The sequence below is a fragment of the Shouchella clausii genome, from assembly GCF_002250115.1.
In the GTDB taxonomy this organism is placed as follows: domain Bacteria; phylum Bacillota; class Bacilli; order Bacillales; family Bacillaceae_D; genus Shouchella; species Shouchella clausii.
The window spans coordinates 4,213,365-4,239,138 of the sequence record NZ_CP019985.1 but is presented as its reverse complement, the minus strand read 5'-3'; the positions used below and the strand labels follow the sequence as shown (position 1 = coordinate 4,239,138).

The following is a 25,774-nucleotide window of genomic DNA, read 5'->3' as shown; positions in this document are numbered from 1 at the left end:
AGTTGAGAGCGAGATGACATTTGAACAAACCAAATTGGCGAAGGAAACGGAAATTTTTAAAGGTGGCCATACGAAATACCATCAACAAAATGCGAAGAAAGGCAAACTGTTTGCCAGGGAGCGTTTGCAGTTGTTGCTTGATGACGGCTTGACTACTGAAGACGGCTTGTTTGCTAACTGTGAAGCGGACGGTCTGCCAGCAGACGGTGTCATTTGTGGAATGGGTACGATAGACGGCAAGCCTGTTTGTGTGATGGCGAATGATTCGACCGTTAAAGCAGGTTCTTGGGGAGCTCGAACGGTTGAAAAAATCATCCGTATTCAAGAAACGGCAGAAAAATTGTCCGTGCCGCTGTTGTATTTGGTTGACTCAGCTGGGGCAAGAATTACTGACCAAGTTGAGATGTTTCCAGGGCGGAGAGGGGCAGGCCGTATTTTTAGCAATCAAGTAAAGCTGTCAGGAAGAATTCCGCAAATTTGCATTCTTTTCGGTCCTTCAGCGGCGGGCGGCGCGTACATTCCTGCATTTTGCGATGTTGTCATTATGGTGGACGGAAATGCTTCCATGTATTTAGGTTCGCCGCGGATGGCACAGATGGTTATTGGCGAGGATGTCACACTTGAAGAAATGGGCGGCGCCAGTATGCACTGCAGTGTGTCAGGCTGTGGCGATATTCTAGCCAAAAACGAGGAAGACGCGATTTCCCAGGCGCGTGCTTATTTAAGTTATTTGCCGCCAAGCTATAAAGAGAAGCCGCCTAGTAAAGAGGCGCGCCCGCCGAAAGATGTGCCAAAAACGATCGAGGACTTGATTCCGCAAAATCAAAATGCGCCTTTTAACATGTATGACTTGCTCGAGCGCCTCGTCGACAACGACAGTTTTTTTGAAATCAAGCGAAACTTCGCTCCAGAACTCATCACTGGCTTTGCCCGGTTAAACGGACAGGCGATCGGCATTGTCGCCAATCAACCAAAGGCAAAAGGGGGAGTATTGTTTCCAGATTCAGCTGACAAAGCCGCTCGCTTCATTACTCTTTGTGATGCTTTTCATCTGCCGCTTTTGTTTTTAGCGGACATTCCAGGCTTTATGATCGGCACCAAAGTCGAGCGTGCTGGCATTATTCGCCATGGCGCAAAAATGATTGCCGCTATGGCGGAAGCGACTGTACCAAAAATTTCTGTCATCGTCCGAAAAGCGTACGGGGCCGGACTGTATGCAATGGCCGGGCCTGCTTTTGACCCAGACTGTTGCCTCGCCCTTCCGCAAGCACAAATTGCGGTGATGGGGCCAGAAGCTGCGGTAAACGCCGTATATGCAAACAAAATTGCTGAACTTGGGGAACAGGAGCGGAAAGCGTTTATAGAGGAAAAACGTGAAGCATATAAACGGGATATCGACGTTTATCGCCTTGCTTCAGAGCTAGTCATCGACGGGATTGTCAACGGCAATGACTTACGACAAGAATTGGTGCAGCGCTTTGCTTTTTATGATAGCAAGCGGATGGTGTTTAGCGAACGAAAGCATCCCGTTTATCCCGTTTAAGGCGTAGCGCTTGAAAGTAATGACAAATCCCTTTTGCCCGATAAGGCCAGTGACGGTCTTACGGGTCTTTTTCGTAAGGATAGATGATCACCAAACGATCGCTTCTTCTCGTATACGGACCAGGTATTTAGAGGACAGGCACGTTAACGGCAGTAGACCTAATTTTGTCTCTTTTACGACGTTCAATTAAAGATGGTGCCAATAACGCGTTTTGATCGCTTCTATTTGTTTTTCGATTTTTTCGTCATGAATAAACGCTTCCAGTTCAGCTTGTGAACATTCTAAGTGCTTGCGTTTTTTAATGGTAATCGTGAAAAAAAGGAATGAAAATGTCATTGTTTTTGCGGCCTCCTTCTATTAACCGTATGCTTGGCCGTTCTATTCGTCGTTGCCAGCTGTGTTCACTTGGTTTTTCCAGGCTTGCTTTGCGTGACAAATCCGTTTTAACATTTCTCCGAACAAATGGGTCCCGCTTGTGTGACACGTGTATGAAACGAACCCCTGCTTCTTTTTATTAAAGGATGCAGGGGAGAGGGCTGCTTGCCTACGCTTGTTGATTAAAAGCCCATCAATTTTTTGCCCCATTTCAAAGGGTAAGTTCTCCAATGTTTCCCATTCGGTTTCTCGCACTTTGATTGGATTGGTCGACCAAGATTCCTTCAGGTGTGCGCAGTTTGCTTTGCAGCAATGCTTTTTGGGCAGCGTCAGCTGTGTAGACTGAGCCAAATAAATCAAGTGTGCCAATTTTTTCGTTTAGAATGTTCTCGGCTATCTTTTCTGTAATGGTTAATGTGTCGTCGACAACGATCGTCGTATTTGCTTCCAACCACTCAACGTCTTCTTGTTGCCAGTTTTCTTTTTCAATGAAACGAAAGGCACCAGAGTAGGAAAGAACGTCTGTTTCAAATCGATCCAAGCGTTCGTACACTAAGTCTTCAAGTTCCTCATGGCAGACGATGTAGGAAGTTGAGTGAATAGCGGTGAAAGCTGTCTGCAATTGTTCTCTAGAAATGCCCTTTTGTAACAGCAACGGCTTGGTGGTGTAAAGCGAGCTGCCCCTAAACCGTTTGATCGAATGTTCATTTAAGCGCAGTGTCCCCGTCGTTACTTGAAAGCCAGAGGGAACGATCGCCACTTTGCCCACAACGGAAGCCTTCTCGTAAAAACCTTGTTCTTGTGTGGCATAAAGAAGCGCCTTTCCGTTAATGGTGAGACGTGCAATTCTGTCTGAAAACAAGGCCATGTCAAGATCAGGTGCCAATTCGAGCTTGCCATTGACGATAAGAAGTTGGCCAGGTGGAAGTGCCTTTAGGTAGCTATTGGTCAATTGAATGCTAGTGGTTTCAATTTGAGGCAAGTGGTCTGTGTACGTTTCAACGGAACCAGAGACGGTTTTTAACAGAAGGTTGACGGCCCCTTTTAGAGCGGGAGGAGCATAAACGCTACCGTGCACAACGATTTGGCAGGCTGCCTGTTTGAGCTGCTCGACCGTCACATCCTTTGCGACTATAACCAGGCCGTTCACTAGAAAGGTACATGGTTCGAGCATCGCCTCCAAAAAGGCGGAATCAATGAGCAAACGACCGTTGACGATGCGTGCTTGATGACTAGTTTCTAGTGTCTGGCCGATGTTGTTGATAGTTAATTTTGAAAGGAGAGGCGCTGTCTCTTTTGCGTAGATTACAAGTCCGACATTTTCGATTTTTTCAATATCGCGAATGCTCTCTTCGGTAGCATTCACCATGTTTAACAATCCGACATTTCCAATCGTCATTCCCATTTTATTCATCCTCCTCTAATTGTTTGCGCAGCGTCTTGATCGCTTTCGCTAAATGGTAGCGTACGGTTGATGCCGTTAACGCTGTTTGTTCGCTAATTTCGTTGCTGGAAAGCCCGATCCAATAGCGTTTGAAAACAATATCACTTTGAATAGGGGAGAGGGAGCGAAGCAAGTCCGCTGTTTCGATCGCTGTTAGGCCAGCAGCTTGAAAGGCTGGTTCGTTTGCTTCTTCCCACTCCGTTTCTCGTTGGAGCTTGCGGCGCTGGTCAATCAGCTCGTTTTTCATCACTCGATAAAACCATGCCTTTTGTTTATGGCGCGGCCACTGTTCAAGTTCACTGTGTACCAATGCTTTCTCGAATGCGTCTTGAAGCAAGTCATTGGCTTCGTGTTCATGGCGGGCAATCGAATAAGCGAAGCGCCGTAAATCTCCATGTAAATCTTCAAATGTCGCCAATATGTCACCCACCTATTCTCCATCTGTCCTCCGTTCATTGTACATTCAATCGAGATTCAATGTTTCCCTCTCATAAAGAGAACGTTTCAATGAACGAAACTGTTGGTCATCTGTTGAAAAAATGTTTTAAGCAATGGGAAGGCATTTAAGAAAAGAGGATTTATAGTGGAAGGGAGCATGCCTAAAGAAGTCATTATGTAGCAAAAAGAGGCCTTCCCCTGTTACATACAGAGGTAAGGCCGCTTAGGACTTTTTATTATGTCTTGTCAGACGTTAAATTGTTTTTAGCGAATGCGTTGTTCGTTTTCTGGATTAAAGAAGTGTGCTTTATTCATATTAAAAGCAAGCTCAATCGTATCGCCGCTTTTGGCTGTTGTCCGTGAATCAACACGAGCGACGAATTCTTGGCCGTCAATCGATGAGTAAAGCACCATTTCAGCACCAGTCAATTCTGCTACATCGATCAACGCATTGATTTTTGTATCTGGCGATGAAGAAATGAATACGGGCTCATCATGAATATCTTCAGGGCGTATGCCGAGAATCAGTTCTTTATCTTGAAAGCCCTGTTCCCGTAAGATAGACATTTTCCCTTCTGGGACGCGTATGCGCTGCTCTTTAACAACGAAATCGCTTCCATCTAAATGGCCTGAAATAAAGTTCATAGATGGAGAGCCGATAAAACCGCCGACGAAAATATTTTCCGGATTGTCGTACACATCTTTCGGTGTGCCGATTTGTTGGATAAAGCCATCTTTCATAATGACAATCCGTGTCGCCATCGTCATCGCTTCTGTTTGGTCATGGGTTACATAAATCGTCGTCGTTTGTAAGCGCTTATGCAATTTTGTAATCTCGGCACGCATTTGCACACGAAGCTTCGCGTCCAAGTTGGACAGTGGTTCGTCCATTAAAAACACTTGCGGGTCACGGACGATCGCCCGTCCAAGAGCAACACGTTGACGTTGCCCGCCGGACATTGCTTTTGGTTTTCGGTCAAGCATTTCCTCAAGTCCAAGGATTTTCGCCGCATTATGGACGCGGGTTTTAATTTCTTCTTTTTTAAATTTGCGCAGTTTAAGCCCGAATGCCATGTTATCGTATACGTTCATATGTGGATACAATGCGTAGTTTTGGAAAACCATTGCGATGTCCCGGTCTTTTGGAGCGACATCATTCATTCGTTTATCGCCAATGATAAGGTCGCCTTGGGAAATCTCTTCAAGACCAGCGATCATCCGCAATGTAGTAGACTTACCACAGCCTGATGGGCCGACGAAAACAATAAACTCCTTGTCTTCAATGTCCAAGTTGAAGTCTGTAACAGCCGTAACATCCCCATCATATACTTTGTACACATTTTTTAATTGAATCGAAGCCATTTGTCGTTTCCCCTCCTTAGTTATTGTTTGTATTGTAACCCCTTTCATAAAGGCGGCGCTATGGAAAAAGTGCACAAAAAATAACGGTCAACCTGTGCAGCATGCCGCGGGTTATGGAAGCAGCAAAGCGACAAAGGCAGCGTTTGGAAAAGTGCGTATATCAATTCCAGTGACGGCAACAAACTTGTCGATTCTGTATTGCAGGCTATTGCGGTGCAAATGAAGGGTTTTAGCCGCTTTTGTGCTATTCATATTTTCCAGCAAGTACATGCGTACCGTCCGTACTAGCTCTTTGTCGTCAACAATTTCCTGAGGAAGAAAATGGGCGCGCAGCTTTTCGAGCTCGAGAGAAGGGGTTTGCTTTAGTAAGTAAGCTAAACCAGCTTCCGCCGCTTGCAATACGTGGCGCTTCTTTTTTGTTTGATCGTCTTTACAGCAAGCAAACAACTCGCTTTCAAATCGCCATGCCGCCTTTGCTTTTGGCCCTTCCACTGGTGTCCCCACCATGAACGAAATCCCGATGTAAAAGTCTGTTTCAATCAATTCAACAACTGCATTTAAATCAACATCCTCTGCGGCCGAAGGGAACAACAACATGCCGGACATGCTGTTTTGCCATACGAAACAAGTATATGGAGGAAATGTATTTAGAACCGCTTCACGAAAAGCGGCAAAGTCTTCAAGAGGCTTTTCCAATTGAAAATGAACAGCGCAAATGGTTTCTTCTGTCGGTGGCTGTTGCCCGTCGCCGAACAAATAAGCGTGCCATTCTTTTTCTTCTTTTGTTTGTGGAGCAGGAGGAAGCAGAGGTTCACTTAAAAGCAAAGACAACAATAGCCGCTCTCTGTCTGTTAGCTTTTGGCGATTAAAAGAAACAGTATCGCGGTTTTCTGATTGCAGCGCCCAACGATCCGACAGGTTGTCCCCAGGTTTCCATAAGGCGTGGGCAAATTGTGTTTTTAGTTCAGTGATCATCGTTCACTTACCTTTCGAGGTCTTTTTAGGCTAGTATAACAAAAAAGAAGCCCTGTGAGGCTTCTTTCAGACTGTAGAAAAACGCTCGCATACGTCGTCGTTTTTCTCGGTCATATGCTCATGAACGCCTGTTCTATTCGCATCTTCCCTCGCCTGCACTTCTCGTCTGACAAGCGTTTTCTATCAGTCTGAGTGCAGTTATCGACTTTGTCGACAACCTCAAAGAAGCCCTGCGAGGCTTCTTTTCACGCTTCTAAACGTCTCTTCCCTTACGCCAGCGCTGCTGGCTACGGTTTGTGTCTGGACTATAAAAAGCTAAGAGCGCTTGCTTTGTTTTTCTTGGGGAACGTCTTCTTCAATCCGTCCGCCTGAGCGAGGGTTAACGGTTCCTCCATGTAAACCTTCATTCACATATCGGTCGACGTCCAGTTCGAATTTTGCCCGCGCCTCAGAGTCCTGTTTTTCTTTGTTTGGCATCGTCATCCCTCCTGGTATTAACATGCACCAAAAGAGTCAAAATGATTAAATATGCTGTTCTGCTTCATACACATGGTAAAGCATTAAATCATGGATTGATTTTTCTAATTGCAATTGTTTATTTATGTCATGAGGGGCGTTTTGCCACAAAATCGAGCCATCATGGTGATATGTGCCAGCGACAAAGCGCCCTTCAAAATAGCAAGAAAAACTCCATTTTTGTTTACGGCCGTGGACAGAAAGAGGCTTGTATTGGAAATGGACAAGCACAGAAAACACCTCCATTTTTATGTAAGGGCTTACATAGAGTGTACCATAGGTGGCATTTCATGATCAAAAAAAATCAGCTATAATAGAACAATGGATTTAGGTCCGCATTCCTGGAAAAAGGAGGAAGCCTGCTTGCTTTAGAAAGCAGGCATATGACAGTGCACTGGATATGGTTAGTACTTTTACTCGCCGTCGTCGGCGCTATTGTGGGTGCGGCGACCAACGCCCTTGCAATCCGCATGTTATTCCGTCCCCATCGGGCATACTCAATCGGCAAATGGCAACTTCCTTTCACACCTGGCTTACTGCCTCGTCGACAAAAGGAACTTGCCGTCCAACTTGGCAATATTGTCGCCAATCATTTGCTTACAGCTGAGGGGCTCGGCAAAAAATTTGGCAGTACCGCTTTTGCGGCTGAACTAACCAATTGGCTTAAAAAACAGCTTGCGAGCTGGCTTAGGAGCGAACGAACCGTTGAGTCGATTCTAAAGCAGCTGTTTCAAGCAGATATTGGCCGTGAACGGCTTGTCGTCCAATCCAAATCATGGCTGAAGGATCGCCTCAAACGCTATTTACAAAAAAACAAAGAAGTGCCTATTAAAAGCGTCGTCCCACAAGAATTGCAGGATCGTTTGACGGACTGGCTTCCAGAGGCGTCAGCCTTGTTGTTAAAACGGGCAACAGCGTATATTGACAGTGAAAAAGGCGAACAACGGATTGGTGCAATGGTGAGGCAGTTCTTGTCGACAAAAGGAAAAGTCGGCAGCATGGTATCCATGTTTTTTTCTGCTGATAAGTTGACGGAATATGTGTTGCCTGAAATTAAAAAATTCCTTCAGGACGAACAGACAAAAGAAACGGTGCAAAGCCTGCTTCAAAGTGAGTGGCACCGTATGCTCAACCGACCGCTCGCTTCTTTTCAGGCAGAGAACTATGTCGATCAGTTGGTCGATAAAGCTGCAGAAGAGCTTGAAGGCAAGATACCTGTTCTAAATTGGTATAACGCACCTTTGCGTACATGGACAACTCCTTATGCAGAACCGCTCGTTGAACGGGGTGTCCCTGTCATTGTCGGCATGGTGACGGCTTACATGGAACAACATATTGCTGATATCCTTAGCAAGCTCCGCCTGGAGGAAGTGATTGAAGCGCAAGTAGCCTCGTTCTCAATGGCGCATTTAGAAAAATTAATTATGAACATTACGAGACGGGAGTTGCACATGATTACCCTTCTCGGCGGCTTGATTGGCGGAATCGTTGGCCTCGTTCAAGCCGTTATCGTACATTTTTTCTATTAATTGGCCCATATGGCGTGATTTACGTTCGACTTCGTGTTATAGTCGGTGAGACTAGCCTATAGGAGTGATAATGAATGAGCAATGCGTATGATAAAGCGCACGAGCTAAAAGAAGCGTTGGCAGAAACGCAAGAATTTAAGTCGCTTTACGATTTGCATCGGCAAATCGATGCGGACGACATCGCTAAAAAAATGCTTGAAAATTTCCGGAAGCTTCAGCTCGATTTGCAGCAAAAACAAATGCAAGGCGTGCAAATTAGCGAAGAAGAAGCGCAACAAGCACAGCAGCAATTTGAACTCGTTTCCCAGCATGAATTGATTTCAAAATTGATGGATGCGGAACAACGTTTAAGTGTGATTATTACAGACTTGAACAAAATCATTACCGAGCCACTTGAGCGCATTTATGGCGAACCGCCACAAGAGCAATAAGTCTTTTACGATCTGCCGAACAAGGCAGGTCGTTTTTTTATGTGTGTGCGCAAGCGGCAAACAGCCAGTTCTACTTTTTTCCTCGTCATCATAATACTAGTACAGAATGAGGCAAGTTCACAGTACATCAAGAGAATTGAAGGGGGAATGGATGTGAAGGCCTACAAACTGCTGGCGGTCAATATTGATGGAGCCATTTTTGGCAAAGATTCGAAGATAAGCAGGAGGACGAAAGAGGCGATCAATTATTTAAAGTATAAAGGGATCACAGTTGTCCTGACGACATCGCAGCCTTTTTCACGGGCCCAAAAGGCAGCGAAAGCATTAAAGCTTGATGGCATGGTAATCGCTCATGGAGGAGCGCTTGTTGCGGATACAGATAGAAATGAATGGTTTAATCGCCAGCTCGAAATGGATACAACACTTGATTTCTGCCATATCCTTGAACGTTTCGACTGTGATGCCCGCCTATTATATGGCAACCACGCTGTAGCGACTCGGCCGTTACAAAAACAAAACTTGCTTGCACGAATGTCATTCAGTTCTCCTGGTGAACAGTTAATGTACCCGACCACTTATGTGGATTCTCTTTATGAGCAAGTTTTGAAAGAAGGGAGCGGACCGCTTAATATTTCCGTAAAATGTGAAAACAGTGCAGACTTGGACCATATTTGCGAAGTGTTACAGAAAGAGATCCAAAGCATTGAAATGAGCCGCATAAGCAGGGAAGAGTGCATATTTGTTGGTGCTGGTGCTGGAAAAGCACGAGCATTGCAATGGCTTACGAAACAGCGGGGCATGGAGATGGAAGATGTTGTAGCAATTGGCATTGGTGAGGAGGATATTGACATGATAGAAATGGCAGGCCTCGGGGTAGCGATGGGCAATGCCAGTGGAAAACTAAAAGAAAAAGCCTCCTGGGTCACACGGACTGTTGACCAAGACGGCTTTGCCTTTATGGTCCATGAACTGTTCCGAAAGCAACTACGGCTGCAAGTGGATTAAGATCGTGCTGGCGTAGGGTACAGACGATAGGCAAGCGCTCATCGATTCGCATCTTCACTGTTTGAAGTCATTCCGTAGCCGCTCTTTTAAGAAAAGGGCGGTATTTTCTATCGGCAGAATAACAGCAGCTTGCCGCTTCTCGTCAACCGATGGGTGAGCTTTTCCGCCTGCGCTTCTGTTAACCGTAATGTGGCTGTTCGGATGGCTTCGTCGTCCGTTGCTGCTTCAAACCGTTCATTTAACACTTCTGAACTGTCTTTTTGAAAAGCAGTCAAATAGTAAACCATGGGCTCATCTCCTTTTGTTTGATAGCGTTTCCATTAGTATAGCATGAAAAAAAGTGTGCATTCACCTATTTTTCATGAGTGAATACAATATCGGCAAAGGGGGAATAGTGGATGTCAGTAGAAACAATTAAGTCATTATGCCAGCGGTACACCAATTATCCCGTCAAATTGACGGCCCATGACGGCGTCGAGCTTGAAGCCATCATTGAATATGTTGACAATGAGAATGCCCATGTCCTTTATCCAGTCGACGAGAATGAAAAACCGATACGCTTGTCCCAATTAGAAGGGTTTTCTAGTGCAATGGAAATGCGTTATCCGTATAGCTATCCATACTATGGCTACCCGCCTTACGGGTTTGGCGTCAGGCCATTTGGCTGGCGTCGCTGGGTGCTACCGCTTGCAGCCCTTGCTGCTATTGCTCTGTTATAGGCATGCTCCGGTTAAGGGCATGCCTTTACATATTTCTTGAGAGTGAGGAAGATTACGTAAATTCAGCGGAAAGTTCGCGATTTAAAACGAAATTATGTAAAATAAAGCTATACCACTTGAAGGTGTCGATAAATGGTTATGGATTTCCTGTTTATGGGCAGGTAACTGAAAGTGAAAACCTGAAGAGGACAAGCTTTTAGACACAAATGTAAATGAATTGACTGGAACTGTTAGGAGGATTGCAGATGGAAACATATAATATTTACCTAGTGGAAGATGAAGCGAATTTATCAGAGGTATTAAAGGCGTATTTGCAAAAGGAAGGTTGGAATGTTACCGTTTTTCTCGACGGCAATGCTGCTATTGAGGCGGTCCCGGATAAACCGCATTTGTGGGTATTGGATATTATGCTGCCTGGGACCGACGGCTACCAAGTTTTGAAAGCTATTAAAGAGCAAGAAGATACGCCAGTTATTTTTATTTCTGCACGTGACCAAGACTTAGATCGTGTGCTCGGCCTTGAGATGGGCAGCGATGATTATTTGGCGAAGCCGTTTTTGCCCCAGGAACTAATTATCCGCGTAAAAAAGCTGCTTAATCGTGTTTACGGTACGTCGTCAGCAGAATCGCAAAAAATTGAGCTAAACAACTACAGCATTGACCCAATCGGCCGCACGATCGTCGATTTAGAGGCCGATGATAATGACACGGTTGATTTAACGACAAAAGAAATGGATTTAATGTTGTTGTTGTCTGCTGATATTGGCAAGGCGTTTTCTCGCGAAAAAATCATTGAGCATGTTTGGGGCGAAAATTATTTTGGTTCAGAACGGGCAGTGGACGATGTGGTCCGCCGCGTCCGTAAAAAAATGCCGCGTATCCACCTAGAAACGCTCTATGGTTACGGATACCGCATTTTGTCTTCATGATTAAAATCAATTTGACGAGACGAATATGGCTTGCATTCGTTTCGTTAATTGTGCTTGTCGTCCTTTCGATTACCATTGTTTACCCACTTTCGATCAGAGGAACGCTTACTGAGGAAACGTATCGTTTAATTGAAAACGATTTAAGGCAGCTTCTATCTGGCGAGAATGACTACTTTCCGTTCCAGCCAGGGTTTTACCAGGCTAGGGAGCAACGTTCAACGGTTTCTTATTCATTTCGTTTATCGGAAGCAGGTGTTAGCTATAATGACCCAAGGCTAGTCCCGCCTTACGAAGTGAATGATGAAGTAGTCCGGAATGCTTTAGAACAAAAAGGACAGCATGGCCGTTATGAAACCACATTTGATGAACAAACGCTATTTTATGTAATCACCAAAATCTCGGACAGTCAATTCCTTGTCACGTATATGTGGGACACATACCGTGACGAGATGGTAAACCGTTTATGGGAGCGGCTGCTATACTTATTGTTGTTAGCAAGTGCCTTAAGTTTGTTCCCGGCGATTTGGCTAAAGCATTATTTGCGCCAGCCTCTTGCCGTGCTTGAGAACCATCTTGAGCAAATTGCCAACCGTAATTGGCAAGAACCATTGCGGTGGGAGGGAGATAAGGACTTCGAACGCCTATCTTACCAATTTGAACGGATGCGGCAAAACTTAAATAGTTATGACCGAGCGCAAAAGACATTCATCCAACATGCCTCCCACGAGCTCAAAACGCCAATTATGGTCATTAAAAGCTACTCCCAGTCTGTGAAAGACGGGATTTTGCCTAAGGAAAATTTGGAGCAAACGATGGACGTCATTACTGAAGAGGCAAACCGGATGGAACGCCGCGTCATTGACATGCTCTATTACACAAAGCTCGACCAAATGAAGAAAGATCAGCTTAACGTTGGGCCATTCCCGTTCGGAAAGCTTGCATACCAGATTGAAGAACGGTTCCGCTACCAGCGCGATGATGTAACCATTTCCGTCGAAGGGGCAGAAGTCGTTGTCGAAGCTGACATTGAACAATGCGAAGTGTTGTTGGAAAACCTCGTTGAAAACGGCTTGCGTTATGCGGAGCATCGCTTGTGTATTCGCGCTGAACAAGATGAGAGAAACTGTTATCTCATTGTCGAAAATGAAGGAGAGCCGATTGACGCTGATTTGACTAAGCTATTTAATCCATTTTATAAAGGCAATAAAGGCAAATTTGGCCTTGGGCTAGCCATCGTTAAGCAAATAGCTGAACTTCATCGTGGTAGCGCCCGAGTGGAAAATATCGATGATGGCGTCCGATTCACCATTACGTTGCCGAAGACAGTCAAGCCTAAGCCTATTGAACCAAAACGGAAAGAACGGCGAAAAGAAGCAAAAGCTGATAAAAAAGAGCGCTAGCCTACGGGTGCGCTCTTTTTGATTTCAACCCCTTTACAGCGAATCGTATGCTATACTGAAAGGAAGATTAGAAGCTTAAGAGGTGAGACGATGGCAAAAGGCATTAGACATCATCGAGTGGGGGAAGCGGTAGATGGTTATTTATTAATTAAAACCGCCACAAAACAAATCGCTAGCAACTCAAAGCCTTTTTTGACGTTGATTCTTGGCGACCATACGGGTGAAATTGAGGCCAAACTTTGGGGCATTTCCCCAGAAGATGAAGCGACCTTTGTCAATAAAACAATTGTCCATATCCAAGGAGACGTGATTGACTATCGGGGTCGGCTTCAGCTTAAAATTGCCAGCATCCGCCCAACATCAGCGATGGATGGCGTTCACTTAAATGATTTTGTCCGATCAGCCCCCTTGGCGCCAAATGATATGCTCGATGAAGTCAATCAATACATTTTTGAAATCCATAATCCCCATATCCAACGGATTACACGCTTTCTCCTAAAAAAACACCAACAGGCATTTTTAGAATCGCCAGCGGCTACAAAAAACCATCATGAATTTATGTCCGGTTTGGCATTCCATGTCGTATCGATGCTACGGATTGGCAAAAGCTTAATAGAGCTTTATCCAACTCTTGACAAAGACTTGCTTTACGCAGGCATCATTTTGCACGATTTAGGCAAAGTCCGTGAGCTATCTGGTGCGATTGATACTACCTATACGTTAGAAGGAAAGCTTCTCGGCCATATATCGATCATGTCCAATGAAATTGCTCAAGCAGCGAAAGAATTAGAAATTGACGGGGAAGAGGTTCTTATTCTTCAGCATCTTATTTTAAGTCACCATGGGAAAGGGGAATGGGGCAGTCCAAAAACCCCTGTAGTGAGGGAGGCAGAAGTTCTCCATTTAATTGATAATATTGATGCGAAGATTAATATGATGGATCGGGCGCTTGAACGGGTACAGCCGGGAGAGTTTTCGGAACGGGTTATGGCCCTTGATAATCGCAGTTTTTATAAGCCGAGCTTTCATAAAAAGCCAATAGAGTTATAGGTTCAGAACTGTTAAACCAAATACCCTCGTTCCAATGCTTGGAATCCCGTGATTCATGAACGCTATTCTCGGTTTCACACGGATTTGTACATTGGCGGACAAGCGTTTTTCTATTAGTCTAGAAGGTTTTGTCGACTTTGATCATCTCTACAGTTCTATTCTATTTTTCTAATGCATACGTTTTACTAGAAAGCCAAAACGGATGCGGAAGGATGGACGATACGATGAAACCTAAAAAGACAAGCCAGTTCATTGCTCTCGGAGCTGTTGCCGCCTTAACGATTGTCTTCATTGTGACTCAAACTTCGCTACTATCAGTCATAACAAGCAGCCCTTGGTGGATGTATGGTTTGATTATCGGCATTTTGTTTAGCGGATATATGTGGGTAAAAACAATGAAGGAAGAAAACGAGGCTGATCAGGAGTGGATCGAGCAAGAGGGAAATGTTTACATGGCCCGCTTGGAGGCCGCCAAAGCTCGCAGGGAAGCACAACAGAAATAAGAGCAAGCGACAGCATCGCGCTGTTGCTTGCTCTTTTCTTCATCACTCTTCAGTATCTTCGCCGTTGCCTTCGTTAGAGGTATCTGCTTCTGTATCTTCAGCAGGCTCATCTTCCTCTGTGTTTTCCGCGTCAGCAGGTTCTTCTTCTCCGTTCTCTCCGTCAGCAGGCTCTTCTTCAACGGCAGGCTCTTCGATTGGCGTTGTGTACTGGGTGACAATGGCATCGAATTCCTCGTCGTTAATTTTTACATTGTATTTGTCAATCAGCTCTCCTAAAACAGTGGTAAAATCTTTCCCTTGCTCGGAGATGATTTGGTCGTATACAAAGTCACGGTTGTCTTCAAAAGTATCGAGTTTATCTGTTACTTCAATGATATGGAAGCCGAACTGTGATTCGACAGGATCACTAATGTCATTCACGTCCAAACTGAAGGCAACCTCTGAAAATTCAGGCACCATTTGCTCTCGGTCAAATGTCCCAAGGTCGCCGCCATTGGCAGCCGATTGCGTGTCGGTAGAATATTCTTCGGCCAACTCAGCAAAGTCTTCGCCGTCGTTTAAGCGGTCTTTAACTTCATTTGCTGTTTCTTCATCTTCTACAAGAATATGGCGCGCTGTAATCTGTTCAAATTGTTCTTGGTTTTCTTCAAAATAAGTTTGAAGGGTTTCGTCTGACGTATCTACGCCTTCTGCGCTAAGTTGCTTCATGGCGATTTCAGGCACAATAAGTTCTTCTTTTAATTGATCAATATCATCAAGCGGATAGCCGGAATTCGTAAAGAAGTTGACTAAGTCTTCATCAGACTCCACATTATAATCGGATTTTAAATCTTCGATCATTTCATTTATTTCATCATCGCTAATGTCCATATCCTCACTAGCACGTGTTAGCAATGCTGTACTCATTTGGTTGACAAACTGCTGTTGGGCTTGCTGCGTCTCTTTAAAAGAATCATATAGATCATTTTTCGTGAGAGCTGTTTCCCCATCAATTTCTACTACTGCGTTTTCGCTGTCATCGCTACAACCAGCAAAGACGGTTAAGCTGACAGCACCTACTGCTGCTAATACCAACTTTTTCATTCAGGCACACTCCTCGGTGATCACGAATTTTCTTTTTCAAACTGCTTGTCCGTAGGCAAACAGCTAGTTTATCAAGGTTCACAAACCATACTATACCATAAATACGTGCTGCCAACAATCGCCGGATAAGGAATGAAATTGGGCAAATTGCCCAGTACCCATAATTTGTTTTTGCATAGGATATGGTAACAAAGCATAGAGGAGCTGTTTGAAAGCCAAGCAAAAAGCGAAATTGCGCCATTTCTCGTATGGTTTTCCCCGGATTACAAGTAAAACAGTGCCTTTGGGCGAATCAGGCGGCATCCCTCTAATATGCTTTTATCAAATATCTTGTGAAATTATCAAAGGAGGAAATGTACATGAGTTATGCAGGCGGAGGATACGGGTACCACGGCGGATTCGCCTTAATTGTTGTGCTTTTCATTTTGCTAGTTATTATTGGTGCATCTTGGATTTGCTAGTCCGCTCCTGCCATCCGGCTCTCCCCCGGATGGCTTTTCCATGAAAAAGGGACTATTCAAAACGGGTAAAAAAGGGTATAACGGTAAACAGATGCTTTTTCTTGTGGACAAGCTAATGAAAGGTGTGTAGGGGATGCAGCAAAAAAGAGTGACGCAGACAGACCGATTCTACAAAGTCGGCTTTTTTGTTGCGGCTAGCCTGTTTGTATTGCTAACAACGGCAATTATTGTGTTTTTCATCTATTTATTCGCAGGCTCTGAGGAGGCGCGTTTGCCGGCAACTGAACAACAGGGGACAAGCGGCGACATGTTGTCCATTCAGCTTAACCGTGACCAAATGAATATGCTGCTAGCAGATTTGACAAAGTCTGGAGAAGACGTGCCGTTTGCTTTTCACTTAGCGGAAGACGGTGTTTATTTGACAGGAGAAGTAAATGTTTTCATTGGAGACGTTGATTTATCGATGAGATTTGCGCCTGAAGTGCGTGAGGATGGGTCGCTTTTATTAAAAGCTGAACATTTAAACGCAGGTGCGCTTCAAATTTCTCCAGCCTATGCATTACGGATTTTTTCCCAACTCGCTGATTTGCCTGAGTGGGTAACAATTTACCCTTCAGAAGAAAGTGTGCTGTTACATCCAAGCGAAATAAAAGAGACATTGCCATATGGCTTGCGGTTCAACAAAGTTGATTTAGCTCATGATGAAATCGAGTTAGGTTTGGTGCGCTCTAATAGTACGGCGGATAATTAAAACGGCGGATCATTCATCCGCCGTTTTTTTATTTTGCAGGTTGCAAGGGGAAAGGGTTGGCAGAAGCCAGTTTTAAATGGCCGTCTTTTTCTTCAACGTCATTTTGGAAATCAGTTAGACAGGCATCAAACTGCTCAATAAACTCAGTGCCATAAATGTGGCGGACAATACAAATAAGCTCAGAGAATTCCGGAAATTTTCCATAAAGTTCTTTCATCGGCACCGCTCCTTGGTAGACATGGTACGTATGCTCATTAAAGGCTCTCATTGTCTCAAGGAACAGTTGTCGGCCAGAGTCTGTCAGACAAATGTACGTATTCCGCTTGTCGTCTTTTTTCTTTGAAAATGAAAGCAATCCCCTTGCTTCAAGTTTTTTTGAAAAATTAAAGGCGGTGGAGACATGCATAACACCGTGTGAAGCGATGTCTGAAATGGTGGCGCCATTAAGCTGATAGGCAATCCAAAGAATATGGTGTTCGTTTAAATTTAGGTGGAATGGTTTAATCCATGCTTGCCAATCTTTTTCAACAGATTTCCAGAGGGCTTTGCTTAACAACGCCATTTTATGGCTAAAGACAATCGATTCTTTTAATGGGTGGTTCAAATCCATCTCCTCCATTCCGAAAACTTGTTAAACAAATGTTATCTTTATATATTTTCTTATATTATGCCGAAAAATCGACAATAAATAAAGAGCCAATTTTCAGGAAAAAAGCATCCCCGTGCTTAAACGCATGTTTAGGCACGGGATTTGTCTTGGTTTAACTGGCTAATGGATGCTTGCGCTTCATGAATGTGGCGTTGTAATGCTTCGGTAGCCGGTTTCGTACCTGTTTTCCATTGCTCAATCGATTGGCTAAGTTCGGAAGCGGTTTGTTTGCCGACAGATTTAGCCAAATCGACGACTGTTGCCGTTTGGCTGGCGACTTGTTTCGCTTGCAAAGAAATGGTTTGAAGACAATCTTTGCTGGACTTGTATGTTTGTTGCAAACATGCCCGCGTTTCCCCCCCACTACGTGGAGCTGACAATAAAGTAGCAATGCCAGCAGAGACAAAGCCAACAGCGATTCCGGCTACCAAGGAAGATTTTTTCATACGGTGGCTCCTTTCTCGGCATGTTTATTTTTAAATTGTTTCATAAAATCAACAAGCGCTTCACAAGAGGCGTAAGGAACAGCATTATAAATGGAAGCCCTTAGCCCTCCAACTGAACGGTGACCATTAAGACCAACAAACCCTGCTTCTTTCGCTTCCTGCAAGAACATAGGAGTCAACGCATCATTTGCTAATGTAAACGTGACGTTCATGTTTGAGCGTGAATCTTGAGTGGCGTGGCCAATGTAAAAACCGTCGCTTTCATCTATCGCGTCATATAAAAGTTGCGCTTTTGCTTTATTCCTGTTTTCGATTTCTGTTAAACCACCAGATTCTTCTAGCCAATCGAGGACTAGACCGAGCATATAAATCGAAAACACAGGCGGCGTATTGTAAAGGGAATTTGATTTAACAAACGTATTATACGACAACATTGCCGGAAGGCCGCTTTTAGCTCGCTGCAAAAACGAATCTTGGATCAATACAAGCGTCACCCCTGAAGGGCCTAAGTTTTTTTGGGCTCCGGCATAAATTAGGCCAAATTGGTTTACGGGGATGCGGCGCGAGAAGATGTCGCTTGACATATCACACACGAGTGGCGCTTTCGTATTGGGAAAGGCATGCCACTGGGTTCCATATATCGTATTGTTTGATGTCATGTGGATATACGAGTCTTGCGCATGTTCGCTAATCTGGTTTAAAGCAGGAATTTGTTTATAATTACCGTCTTTTCCCGATGCACCAATCACCGTTTTGCCGAAATGTTTGGCTTCTGCGAGCGCTTTTTCTGACCATGCTCCTGTCAGTATATAAGTTGCTTGCTGATCAAGAAAATTCATCGGCACCATTGGGAATTGTAAGCTGGCGCCCCCTTGCAAAAACAGGATGTGGTAGTCATCAGGAACTTCCAACAATTTCCTTATTTTCTTAATCGCATGAGTATGGATGCGGTCATATGTGTCGCTGCGGTGGCTCAGTTCCATGACCGACATGCCTGTCCCGTCAAAATTGACCAGTTCTTTTTGCGCTCTTTCTAAAGCTTGTTTTGGAAGAGCTGCAGGGCCTGCGTTAAAGTTATGCACATCGTTCAAGGCTGACCACTCCTAGTATCTTTATTGCTTTAAAGTGTGTTATTATCAGAATCATACCACAGTTTGGCGTCATCATGTGCATTTTTCCAAAAAAGTTTTATGAAAAAATGACTTACTCTTTCCTTGTCCCATCAAGCAAATCTTGAAAAGCTTGGTTCTATAGCGTGGGCTCCTTCTATAATTCCGTTTTTTGTGGCACCGTTTTTTCAAACGTGATCGGTTGTCGACAAAGTCAAGCAGACTGAGCGAAAACGCTTGTCGAACACGACAGTTGGCGCGTTTGCTACAGCCTGACTTTTTTAGACCTCCTCATTTAAAGATTCATTTTTATCTTTTCAGCAGACGCTTGCAATGATTCCATATCCGGCGTTCCTACAGTAGCTTCTTTCCATAATGAGCCATATAAACCTGTCTCGCCATACCGAGGGAGGAGATGGAGATGGTAATGAAAGACGGTTTGCCCGGCAGCCTCGCCATTGTTATTTAAAATGTTCATTCCTACAGGAGCGAACTCTGCTTTCAAGGCTGAAGCTAGCTTTGGCACTGCTGCAAACAGCGTTGCTGCTGTTTTCTCAGGCAGGCTGAAAATATCGGCATGGTGTGCTTTAGGAATAACTAATGCGTGTCCTTTTGTCACTTGCGAAATGTCAAAAAAGGCAACAATTTCGTCATCTTCATAGAGTTTGACAGCAGGAATTTCTCCTTGGACAATTTTACAAAATACGCAATTACCGGACATACTATCACCTCATCATTTGATATACAGCCAGTTTACCTGCAATAAAAAGGAGAAGCAACGCCTTTTCAATAAAGGAATACAGGGCGACAGTGTGGAAAGGGGTATGGCTGTCCATAGAAAGTGCGCGATGTGAAAAAATTTGCTACACTTACTTCAAGGAGTGATTAGGACGTGCTGACAATTGAACATTTGACCGGCGGTTATTCGCCGAAAAAACCGGTTTTGCATGATGTGTCTTTTACTGTAAACAAGCAAGAAATTGTCGGCTTAATCGGGTTAAATGGTGCTGGGAAAAGTACCACCATCAAACATGTTTTAGGATTAATGGACCCGATGAGTGGAGACGTGAGAATAAATGGACTTGCTTTTGCCGATGATGCCGACACATATAGACGCTCTTTTGCCTACATACCCGAAACGCCGCTCCTGTATGATGAGTTAACATTGTGGGAGCACTTGCGTTTAACGAGTGTCGCTTATGGAATCGATGACAGCGTTTTTGAAGAAAGGGCTGAGAGGCTGTTAAACGAATTTAATATGGCGAAAATGAAAAAATGGTATCCGAACCATTTTTCAAAAGGGATGCGCCAAAAAGTGATGATTATGAGCGCCTTTTTGACAGAGCCGTCTCTTTACGTTGTCGATGAGCCGATTGTTGGCCTTGATCCTGTAGGGATTACATCGTTTTTAAATTGGATTTCAAAAATGAAGGACAGGGGCGCTGCTGTGTTAATGTCTACCCATATTCTTGCCACAGCAGAACGCTATTGCGACCGCTTTGTCATTTTACACCAAGGACAAGTTGTTTTGGCTGGAACGCTTGCCGACATGCGCGAGGCAATCGGCAAACCAGACGCAACGCTCGATGACATTTATATTGAGATGACGAAGGAAGAGCGCCATGATTGATGGCAAATCATTGTGGGCAGACCGCTGCCACAACTACTGGAGGGAAGCGCAAGGCTACTTAAAGCTGATTTTAAACAGCGGCTTTGTCGGTTCGGTTTTCTTTTTGTTTTTGTTTTTAACGGTCTATTACCAGCAATTTATTGAAACAATGCCGGCAGATTTTCCTGTAGCAGAGCTGCTTACGGTACTATTTGCCTGGAGGCTGACAGCCGGCCATATCCGCACATTTGTCAAGCCCGCCGATATTGTCTTTTTGTTGCCGTATGAAGAGCGGCTCCGTCCTTATTTTGCCCGTTCCATTGCGTACTCGATTGCTTGGCAATCAAGCTATATTGTGTTGATGTTTATGGCAAGCGGGCCAATGTTTACAGCAAGGGGAGGAGGCGGAGCTGTTTTTTGGGTAACGCTTGTCTTGCTGTTGGCGGTTAAAGCATGGAATATGTTAGCGGTGTGGTATGAACAACGTCTAACATCCAGAGGAGAACGGGCTTCACATATTGTTTTAAGGCTATTGTTGAACACGGCTGTTGCGTACTTGCTGTTTGATCAAGCGCCTTACTGGCTCACGCTTGCATTGCTTGTGTTGATGGCGTTATTGTACGTCTTTTATTTCCGAATGCTGAAAACAAAGCATGTACTAAAATGGGATCGTTTAATTGAAATCGAAAGCGGAATGGTTTTGTTTTTTTACCGGATTGCCAATGCCTTTACGGATGTGCCTCAACTTCGGAAAAAAGTACGGGCAAGGACCTATATGCAATGGGCAATTCCTCTGCTTGGCGGCGACAAGCGCGCTGTTTACCAATACTTATATGCCCGGTCGTTTATTCGTGCCAACGATTATTTTGGAACGTATGTCCGTTTATTGCTAGTAGGTTCCCTTATCCTTTACATTCTTCCTTCAGGCTGGATGCAAGTTGGGGTTGCTTTCTTGTTTACCCATATGACGATGATGCAGCTTTCGACGTTGTCTTTCCATCATGCCACAAGTATGTGGGTCGATTTGTACCCGATTAGGCCAGGGGAGCAAAAAACGGCTATGTCGCAGTTAGTATTGCGATTGTTGGCTGTGCTTGTGCTTGCATTTGCCCTCATTGTCTGGGCCTCTACTTCAGTCATTTTTGGCTTGCTTACACTTGTTGCTACTGGTGCACTGGCATTTTACGGCAGCCAGACGCTCATTCATCGCAAAAGAGGAAAATACCGGCGCATTCGGTAATATACATGAAATAAGGAGTGATTTCATGTACGAAAAAGAAGTGGAAGAGGAGCTAAGGCGCTGGCAGCGTAGGATTAAAAAGCGGCCATCGCGTCTTTCATCTAAAACAAAGGAATGGCAAAATAAAATCAACGACAGGCTTCCCGCCGTTTACCACCAGACAGCAACGATTTGCGTCCAAAAAACGATTGAAGCTGTGCTTGCAGGGAATACGTTCGTGACAAAAGAGCCTGAGGAAAAGCCAATGACGTTAAAAGAGTGCGACGACGAAGTGCGTCGCCTTTTCCAACTATACCGGAGAACTGCTGTTTTTGAAGGGATTGGCACTGGAGCGGGGGGCGTGCTTTTAGGCTTAAGTGATTTTCCATTATTGCTTTCCATTAAATTTAAAGCACTGTTTGCAACGGCCGCGGCATATGGATATTCGCCTAAGGAAGAGTCGGAACGTCAACTGATTTTGCTCATTTTTCAACTCGCTTATTCGTCTGGCGACGATAGAGCCGAATTGTTGGAGGCGATAAGCGACCATTTAGAACAACGTCTCCTAGCGACTGATTGGCAAGCACTGCAGTTGCGCTATCGCGATTATATCGATGTGCCAAAAATGTTTCAGCTTATTCCTGGATTCGGGGCTGTTGTTGGTGGAGCAGTCAACCATACATTGCTCGAAAAGCTAGAAGAAACAGCAATGAACGTCTATCGCATGCGCTGGCTCAATCGCTTAAATATGCAATAATGATACGGTGAAACAACAAAGGGAGCGCCACGTGGCGCTCCCTTTCGGTTGTAGTCAAACGCTCGATTCTTCGTTGTTCGTCTCGCTTGTCAAGCGTTTTCTATCAGTCTGAGTGATTTTGTCGGCTTTGCCTCTTTATATGCTATGGTGTTACCCGAGCCATGACGGGGTATAACGGGACATAATAGCAGCAAGGGCGGAAAATTGGCCGGTAAACAACAGAAGGCCGAGGACAATCATCATGTATCCGCTCACTTTCTGGATCGTTGGCAAATACTTGTTCAGTCGCTTCATTTTATGTAAGGAGCGGGACCAAAGAAGGGCAATCAACAAAAAAGGAATGCCAAGCCCTGCTGAATAAACAAACAACAGGAATGTGCCGTCCCAGAGCTTGCCTGTTGTCGAAGCAAGTGCCAAAATCGCTGACAGAACCAAACCAACGCAAGGCGTCCATCCTGCTGCAAATAAGAAGCCTAGCAACAGTGATTTTGAAAAGCTTGCCGCCGACTTTGGTTTTGCCTGCAAGCGTTTGTCTGTAAACAAAGCACGGATTGACAAAAGCCCGGCCATTTGCAACCCGAATAAAATAATAATAATGCCACCGATTCGCTCAAGCAAAAAACGGTTGCCCATAAACAATTGGCCGATTGCCGTGCTTGTTAGGCCGAACAACATAAAGACAATAGTAAATCCAGCGATAAAGCCAAGGCTTCGCGATAGGATGACACGGCGGGGGGCAGAAACCGCACCGGCAGAAACCGCTGATCCAGTCAATTGAGATAAATAGGCAGGCAGCAACGGGAATATGCAGGGTGAAAAAAAAGAAACGAGTCCTGCTAGAAATGCAACGCTTACAGTGACTTCCATTATGAACATGACACTCCTTCTTGCCTTAAACTCGTCTATCCATATAATATGCTAGCTCAAGTGTAACATGCTTAGGAAGAAGCGCGAAGGGTTTTGTCAAAAAATCACGAATGGGCTCAATGAAAACAAGCGTAATAGGGGGAAGTTATGAAGTTTGCGTGGATAATTGCGAAATAAGTTGTAAAAACACGAATGACTGTGCGCGCTTTTGTATTTTCCGGTATGATAATTGAAGCATTGGCAAGCAACGTTTACGTGCTTGTGCTAAAGGTCAAGCAAATGCCAGTGGCCTAAAGGGGGTCATCGGATGGTCAAAAAACTCGCACTAGCGGCTGGCATCGTAGCAGCAATGATGGTGCTTTCCTTTTTAATCTTTGCCGTCGCCATATTGGCGGGCACGTACCAAATCGATGAAGAAAAGCTAATGATGAATAATTCAAGTGTAATCGTTGATACCGACGGCAACGTCATCACGAACTTATATATGGAAAATCGTGAAGTGATTCCAATTGAACAAGTCCCTGAACTTGTTCAACAAGCATTTGTCGCAATGGAAGATTCCCGCTTTTATGAACACCAGGGCATTGATTTTAAAGCGATTGGCCGTGCCCTTTACCGTGATATTCTAGCAGGTGCCAAAGTAGAGGGGGGCAGCACCCTTACACAGCAACTTGCTAAAAATTTGTTTCTCTCCAACGAAAAAGCATGGCTACGGAAAACAAATGAAGTGCTTATCGCGATGAATTTAGAGCGGCGTTACAGCAAAAGCGAGATATTGGAAAAGTACTTAAATCAAGTTTATTTTGGCCACGGCGCTTATGGGATTGAAGCAGCTGCCCATTTGTATTTTAACAAGCCAGCTTCAGAATTAACCATTTATGAAGGAGCCTCCCTTGTAGCTGTCGTGAATGCACCAAGCGCATTTTCGCCAATTGATGAACCGGAGCGCAACAAAGAGAGACGTGATTTAGTGCTAAAGGTGATGGCGCAACAAGGGTATTTAAGCACTGAGGAAGCTGAGGAAGCGCAGAGCCAACCGCTGGAAACCGACAGACAAGAGCAAACGGTGGATGAGTCGTTGTATACGTACATTGATATGGTCATGGATGAAGCGAGTGAGCGATTCAACATTAGCCACGAAGAGCTGCTAACTGGCGGGTACCGGATTGTGGTTCCAATGAATTTGGAGTTGCAAAAGAAAACATATGAGGCGCTGCAAAACGATCGTTTCTTCCCAGAAGAAAACAAAGACGCCCAAAGCGCTATGATGTTTATGGACTCAGAAACAGGCGGCATTCTCGCTGTCCAAGGGGGCCGTGATTATGTGCGGCGCGGCTTAAACCGCGTGAATGTAAAGCGGGCGCCTGCTTCAACATTTAAGCCGTTAGCGGTGTTTGCTCCGGCATTAGAAAGTGGCATATATCAGCCTTATTCGTTGCTGCGCGATGAATTGCTTCAGTACGATGACGGCTATACACCTAAAAATGTAAATGGCGAATATAGTGGCGAAATGACGATGTATGAAGCACTGACCACATCCTCCAACGCTCCAGCAGTATGGCTTTTAAATGAAATCGGCATTCAGGAGTCTGTGTCAACGCTCAAAAAGTTCGGCTTTCACTTGCCTGATAGGCAGCTCTCCTTGGCACTCGGAGGCTTGCGAGAAGGGGTAACTCCTTATGAGATGGTACGTGCTTACCGAGCATTTGCCCATGAAGGACAAATTATTGAACCTCATGTGATTAGAGACATCTATGACAGCAATGACAAACGTATCGGCGGTGCTAAGCCTGTTGAAACACAAGTCATTAGTGCCCAAACAGCATGGTCGATGACAAGAATGCTGGAAAATGTCATGGCTGCTGGCACAGGTGCAAGTGGACCTGCAACTACGTCTGCGGTTGCGGGTAAAACAGGAACGCAAGGATACGAGGCAGTTGCCGGGGCAAACAGCGATGTGTGGTTTGTTGGCTATACGCCAAAAGTGGTTGGTGCCGTTTGGATGGGGTATGACCAAACAAACGAAAGCCAATACTTCGCCGGGGGAAGTGGCTATCCGACACGGTTGTTCAAAGAAATGGTCAACTCCTTTCCTGCTTCATTGCAGGCAACGGCGTTCGAACAGCCTGAAGGTACTGCTGATTTAGCTTCTCCGCTAGCAATGGAAAAGATTGAAGGTTTCACGGCCCAATACACGATTGGCGGCAAAGGTTTAATAAGTGTTCAGTTAGAATGGGACGCGGTTGAAGATGAGCGTATTGCCTTTAATGTGTATGAAGTCGACGGTGATTCCAAGAAACAAGTTGCTTCCAAATTAACAGAACCTCATTTTACGATTGGAAAAATGAATCCATTCTCTTTGCCGAAATACCAAGTGGTCACCTATGACCTAGAAACGGATACCGAAGGGGCTGCTTCTGAAGCGCTCGAACCTTCGTTTTCATTTTCATTCTAAAGCCGCTCCTGTAGCGGCTTCTTTGTTTTTATAGATGGGGCAAATCTCATAAAACTAGGGAATGAACGAAAGCAACATTCATTTGAGCCGTAAGATCACGGCTTTTTTTAGAATAGCTCAATTTCGTGACAATCGTCCTATAGGTGTAT

29 protein-coding genes are annotated in these 25,774 nt (G+C 44.7%); 15 read left to right on the top strand and 14 right to left on the bottom strand.

From position 1 onward, the window contains the following. The first annotated feature begins 13 nt into the window (after window positions 1–13). Window positions 14–1,543, top strand: coding sequence for an acyl-CoA carboxylase subunit beta (locus BC8716_RS20875; protein ID WP_094428806.1), 1,530 nt, complete (start codon window positions 14–16; stop codon window positions 1,541–1,543). A 186-nt stretch (window positions 1,544–1,729) separates the two neighbouring features. Here BC8716_RS20875 and BC8716_RS20870 read toward each other — a convergent pair whose 3' ends face one another. The 7 genes from BC8716_RS20870 to BC8716_RS20840 all read right to left on the bottom strand — a co-directional run bounded on the left by BC8716_RS20870 (window position 1,730) and on the right by BC8716_RS20840 (window position 6,884). Beyond that, window positions 1,730–1,879: a YrzI family small protein gene (locus tag BC8716_RS20870; protein ID WP_094428804.1), complete on the bottom strand. Its 150-nt coding sequence runs from the start codon at window positions 1,877–1,879 to the stop codon at window positions 1,730–1,732. A gap of 250 nt (window positions 1,880–2,129) precedes the next feature. After that, window positions 2,130–3,323, bottom strand: a complete 1,194-nt coding sequence (locus BC8716_RS20860; protein ID WP_094428800.1) for a hypothetical protein — start codon at window positions 3,321–3,323, stop codon at window positions 2,130–2,132. Between the two features lies 1 nt (window position 3,324). Beyond that, complete coding sequence (locus BC8716_RS20855) at window positions 3,325–3,780, bottom strand: RNA polymerase sigma factor (RefSeq protein ID WP_094428798.1); 456 nt, start codon at window positions 3,778–3,780, stop codon at window positions 3,325–3,327. Between the two features lie 284 nt (window positions 3,781–4,064). After that, the gene (locus BC8716_RS20850) at window positions 4,065–5,162 is read right to left on the bottom strand and encodes an ABC transporter ATP-binding protein (protein ID WP_011246358.1); all 1,098 of its coding nucleotides are present in this window, start codon (window positions 5,160–5,162) and stop codon (window positions 4,065–4,067) included. Between the two features lie 111 nt (window positions 5,163–5,273). After that, complete coding sequence (locus BC8716_RS20845) at window positions 5,274–6,137, bottom strand: PucR family transcriptional regulator (protein ID WP_094428796.1); 864 nt, start codon at window positions 6,135–6,137, stop codon at window positions 5,274–5,276. Window positions 6,138–6,452: 315 nt separating this feature from the next. Then, complete coding sequence (locus BC8716_RS22545; protein WP_169715979.1) at window positions 6,453–6,614, bottom strand: hypothetical protein; 162 nt, start codon at window positions 6,612–6,614, stop codon at window positions 6,453–6,455. A gap of 45 nt (window positions 6,615–6,659) precedes the next feature. Beyond that, a complete protein-coding gene (locus tag BC8716_RS20840; RefSeq protein ID WP_062747591.1) occupies window positions 6,660–6,884 on the bottom strand; it encodes a YheE family protein in 225 nt (74 codons plus the stop codon). 158 nt (window positions 6,885–7,042) lie between these two features. Between BC8716_RS20840 and BC8716_RS20835 the strand changes: the two genes are divergently transcribed. The 3 genes from BC8716_RS20835 to BC8716_RS20825 all read left to right on the top strand — a co-directional run bounded on the left by BC8716_RS20835 (window position 7,043) and on the right by BC8716_RS20825 (window position 9,618). Then, entirely contained in the window at window positions 7,043–8,182 is a 1,140-nt protein-coding gene (locus BC8716_RS20835) for a DUF445 domain-containing protein (RefSeq protein ID WP_157730506.1), read from the top strand. A 74-nt stretch (window positions 8,183–8,256) separates the two neighbouring features. Next, the gene (locus tag BC8716_RS20830; RefSeq protein WP_011246363.1) at window positions 8,257–8,613 is read left to right on the top strand and encodes a YlbF/YmcA family competence regulator; all 357 of its coding nucleotides are present in this window, start codon (window positions 8,257–8,259) and stop codon (window positions 8,611–8,613) included. A 153-nt stretch (window positions 8,614–8,766) separates the two neighbouring features. Next, window positions 8,767–9,618 carry an HAD-IIB family hydrolase gene (locus tag BC8716_RS20825; protein ID WP_157730505.1) on the top strand — a complete coding sequence of 284 codons (852 nt, stop codon included), beginning with the start codon at window positions 8,767–8,769 and terminating at the stop codon, window positions 9,616–9,618. Window positions 9,619–9,725: 107 nt separating this feature from the next. Here the strand turns inward: BC8716_RS20825 and BC8716_RS20820 are convergent, their stop codons facing one another. Beyond that, complete coding sequence (locus BC8716_RS20820) at window positions 9,726–9,905, bottom strand: YhzD family protein (RefSeq protein WP_094428790.1); 180 nt, start codon at window positions 9,903–9,905, stop codon at window positions 9,726–9,728. 111 nt (window positions 9,906–10,016) lie between these two features. Between BC8716_RS20820 and BC8716_RS20815 the strand changes: the two genes are divergently transcribed. From BC8716_RS20815 to BC8716_RS20795, 5 genes are all read left to right on the top strand, one after another. Continuing rightward, complete coding sequence (locus BC8716_RS20815; RefSeq protein ID WP_011246366.1) at window positions 10,017–10,337, top strand: hypothetical protein; 321 nt, start codon at window positions 10,017–10,019, stop codon at window positions 10,335–10,337. A 245-nt stretch (window positions 10,338–10,582) separates the two neighbouring features. Further along, window positions 10,583–11,266, top strand: coding sequence for a response regulator transcription factor (locus tag BC8716_RS20810; RefSeq protein WP_094428788.1), 684 nt, complete (start codon window positions 10,583–10,585; stop codon window positions 11,264–11,266). Next, a complete protein-coding gene (locus tag BC8716_RS20805) occupies window positions 11,263–12,666 on the top strand; it encodes a sensor histidine kinase (RefSeq protein WP_094428786.1) in 1,404 nt (467 codons plus the stop codon). The genes BC8716_RS20810 and BC8716_RS20805 overlap by 4 nt, the downstream gene beginning before the upstream one ends. A 90-nt stretch (window positions 12,667–12,756) precedes the next feature. Continuing rightward, window positions 12,757–13,716 carry a 3'-5' exoribonuclease YhaM gene (gene yhaM, locus BC8716_RS20800; protein ID WP_011246369.1) on the top strand — a complete coding sequence of 320 codons (960 nt, stop codon included), beginning with the start codon at window positions 12,757–12,759 and terminating at the stop codon, window positions 13,714–13,716. Window positions 13,717–13,940: 224 nt separating this feature from the next. Beyond that, the gene (locus BC8716_RS20795; RefSeq protein WP_157730504.1) at window positions 13,941–14,219 is read left to right on the top strand and encodes a sporulation YhaL family protein; all 279 of its coding nucleotides are present in this window, start codon (window positions 13,941–13,943) and stop codon (window positions 14,217–14,219) included. Between the two features lie 42 nt (window positions 14,220–14,261). Here BC8716_RS20795 and BC8716_RS20790 read toward each other — a convergent pair whose 3' ends face one another. Beyond that, window positions 14,262–15,302, bottom strand: a complete 1,041-nt coding sequence (locus BC8716_RS20790) for a peptidylprolyl isomerase (protein WP_094428782.1) — start codon at window positions 15,300–15,302, stop codon at window positions 14,262–14,264. 359 nt (window positions 15,303–15,661) lie between these two features. Here BC8716_RS20790 and BC8716_RS20785 point away from each other — a divergent pair, with 359 nt between their 5' ends. Both BC8716_RS20785 and BC8716_RS20780 read left to right on the top strand, forming a co-directional pair. Next, window positions 15,662–15,763 (top strand): YjcZ family sporulation protein, encoded by a 102-nt coding sequence (locus tag BC8716_RS20785; RefSeq protein ID WP_035204477.1) that lies wholly within the window; start codon window positions 15,662–15,664, stop codon window positions 15,761–15,763. A gap of 133 nt (window positions 15,764–15,896) precedes the next feature. Further along, complete coding sequence (locus tag BC8716_RS20780) at window positions 15,897–16,514, top strand: YpmS family protein (protein ID WP_011246372.1); 618 nt, start codon at window positions 15,897–15,899, stop codon at window positions 16,512–16,514. 28 nt (window positions 16,515–16,542) lie between these two features. On the opposite strand, the gene BC8716_RS20775 is transcribed toward BC8716_RS20780, so the two are convergent. From BC8716_RS20775 to BC8716_RS20760, 4 genes are all read right to left on the bottom strand, one after another. Then, window positions 16,543–17,133, bottom strand: a complete 591-nt coding sequence (locus BC8716_RS20775) for an HTH-type transcriptional regulator Hpr (protein ID WP_094428780.1) — start codon at window positions 17,131–17,133, stop codon at window positions 16,543–16,545. A gap of 119 nt (window positions 17,134–17,252) precedes the next feature. After that, a complete protein-coding gene (locus BC8716_RS20770; RefSeq protein WP_094428777.1) occupies window positions 17,253–17,609 on the bottom strand; it encodes a YtxH domain-containing protein in 357 nt (118 codons plus the stop codon). After that, the gene (serC, locus tag BC8716_RS20765; RefSeq protein WP_094428775.1) at window positions 17,606–18,700 is read right to left on the bottom strand and encodes a 3-phosphoserine/phosphohydroxythreonine transaminase; all 1,095 of its coding nucleotides are present in this window, start codon (window positions 18,698–18,700) and stop codon (window positions 17,606–17,608) included. The genes BC8716_RS20770 and serC overlap by 4 nt, the downstream gene beginning before the upstream one ends. A gap of 313 nt (window positions 18,701–19,013) precedes the next feature. Further along, a complete protein-coding gene (locus BC8716_RS20760; RefSeq protein WP_094428772.1) occupies window positions 19,014–19,439 on the bottom strand; it encodes an HIT family protein in 426 nt (141 codons plus the stop codon). Between the two features lie 171 nt (window positions 19,440–19,610). On the opposite strand from BC8716_RS20760, the gene BC8716_RS20755 reads away from it, so the two are divergent. The 3 genes from BC8716_RS20755 to BC8716_RS20745 are packed head-to-tail and all read left to right on the top strand — an operon-like array spanning window position 19,611 to window position 22,303. After that, window positions 19,611–20,348, top strand: a complete 738-nt coding sequence (locus BC8716_RS20755) for an ABC transporter ATP-binding protein (RefSeq protein ID WP_011246377.1) — start codon at window positions 19,611–19,613, stop codon at window positions 20,346–20,348. Next, complete coding sequence (locus tag BC8716_RS20750; protein WP_094428770.1) at window positions 20,341–21,567, top strand: ABC transporter permease; 1,227 nt, start codon at window positions 20,341–20,343, stop codon at window positions 21,565–21,567. The genes BC8716_RS20755 and BC8716_RS20750 overlap by 8 nt, the downstream gene beginning before the upstream one ends. Before the next feature lie 25 nt (window positions 21,568–21,592). Next, a complete protein-coding gene (locus BC8716_RS20745; protein ID WP_094428768.1) occupies window positions 21,593–22,303 on the top strand; it encodes an EcsC family protein in 711 nt (236 codons plus the stop codon). 150 nt (window positions 22,304–22,453) lie between these two features. On the opposite strand, the gene BC8716_RS20740 is transcribed toward BC8716_RS20745, so the two are convergent. Further along, window positions 22,454–23,179: a cytochrome c biogenesis CcdA family protein gene (locus BC8716_RS20740; protein ID WP_011246380.1), complete on the bottom strand. Its 726-nt coding sequence runs from the start codon at window positions 23,177–23,179 to the stop codon at window positions 22,454–22,456. Between the two features lie 298 nt (window positions 23,180–23,477). Here BC8716_RS20740 and BC8716_RS20735 point away from each other — a divergent pair, with 298 nt between their 5' ends. Continuing rightward, window positions 23,478–25,625, top strand: coding sequence for a transglycosylase domain-containing protein (locus BC8716_RS20735; protein WP_035204489.1), 2,148 nt, complete (start codon window positions 23,478–23,480; stop codon window positions 25,623–25,625). The last annotated feature ends 149 nt before the right edge of the window (window positions 25,626–25,774 follow it).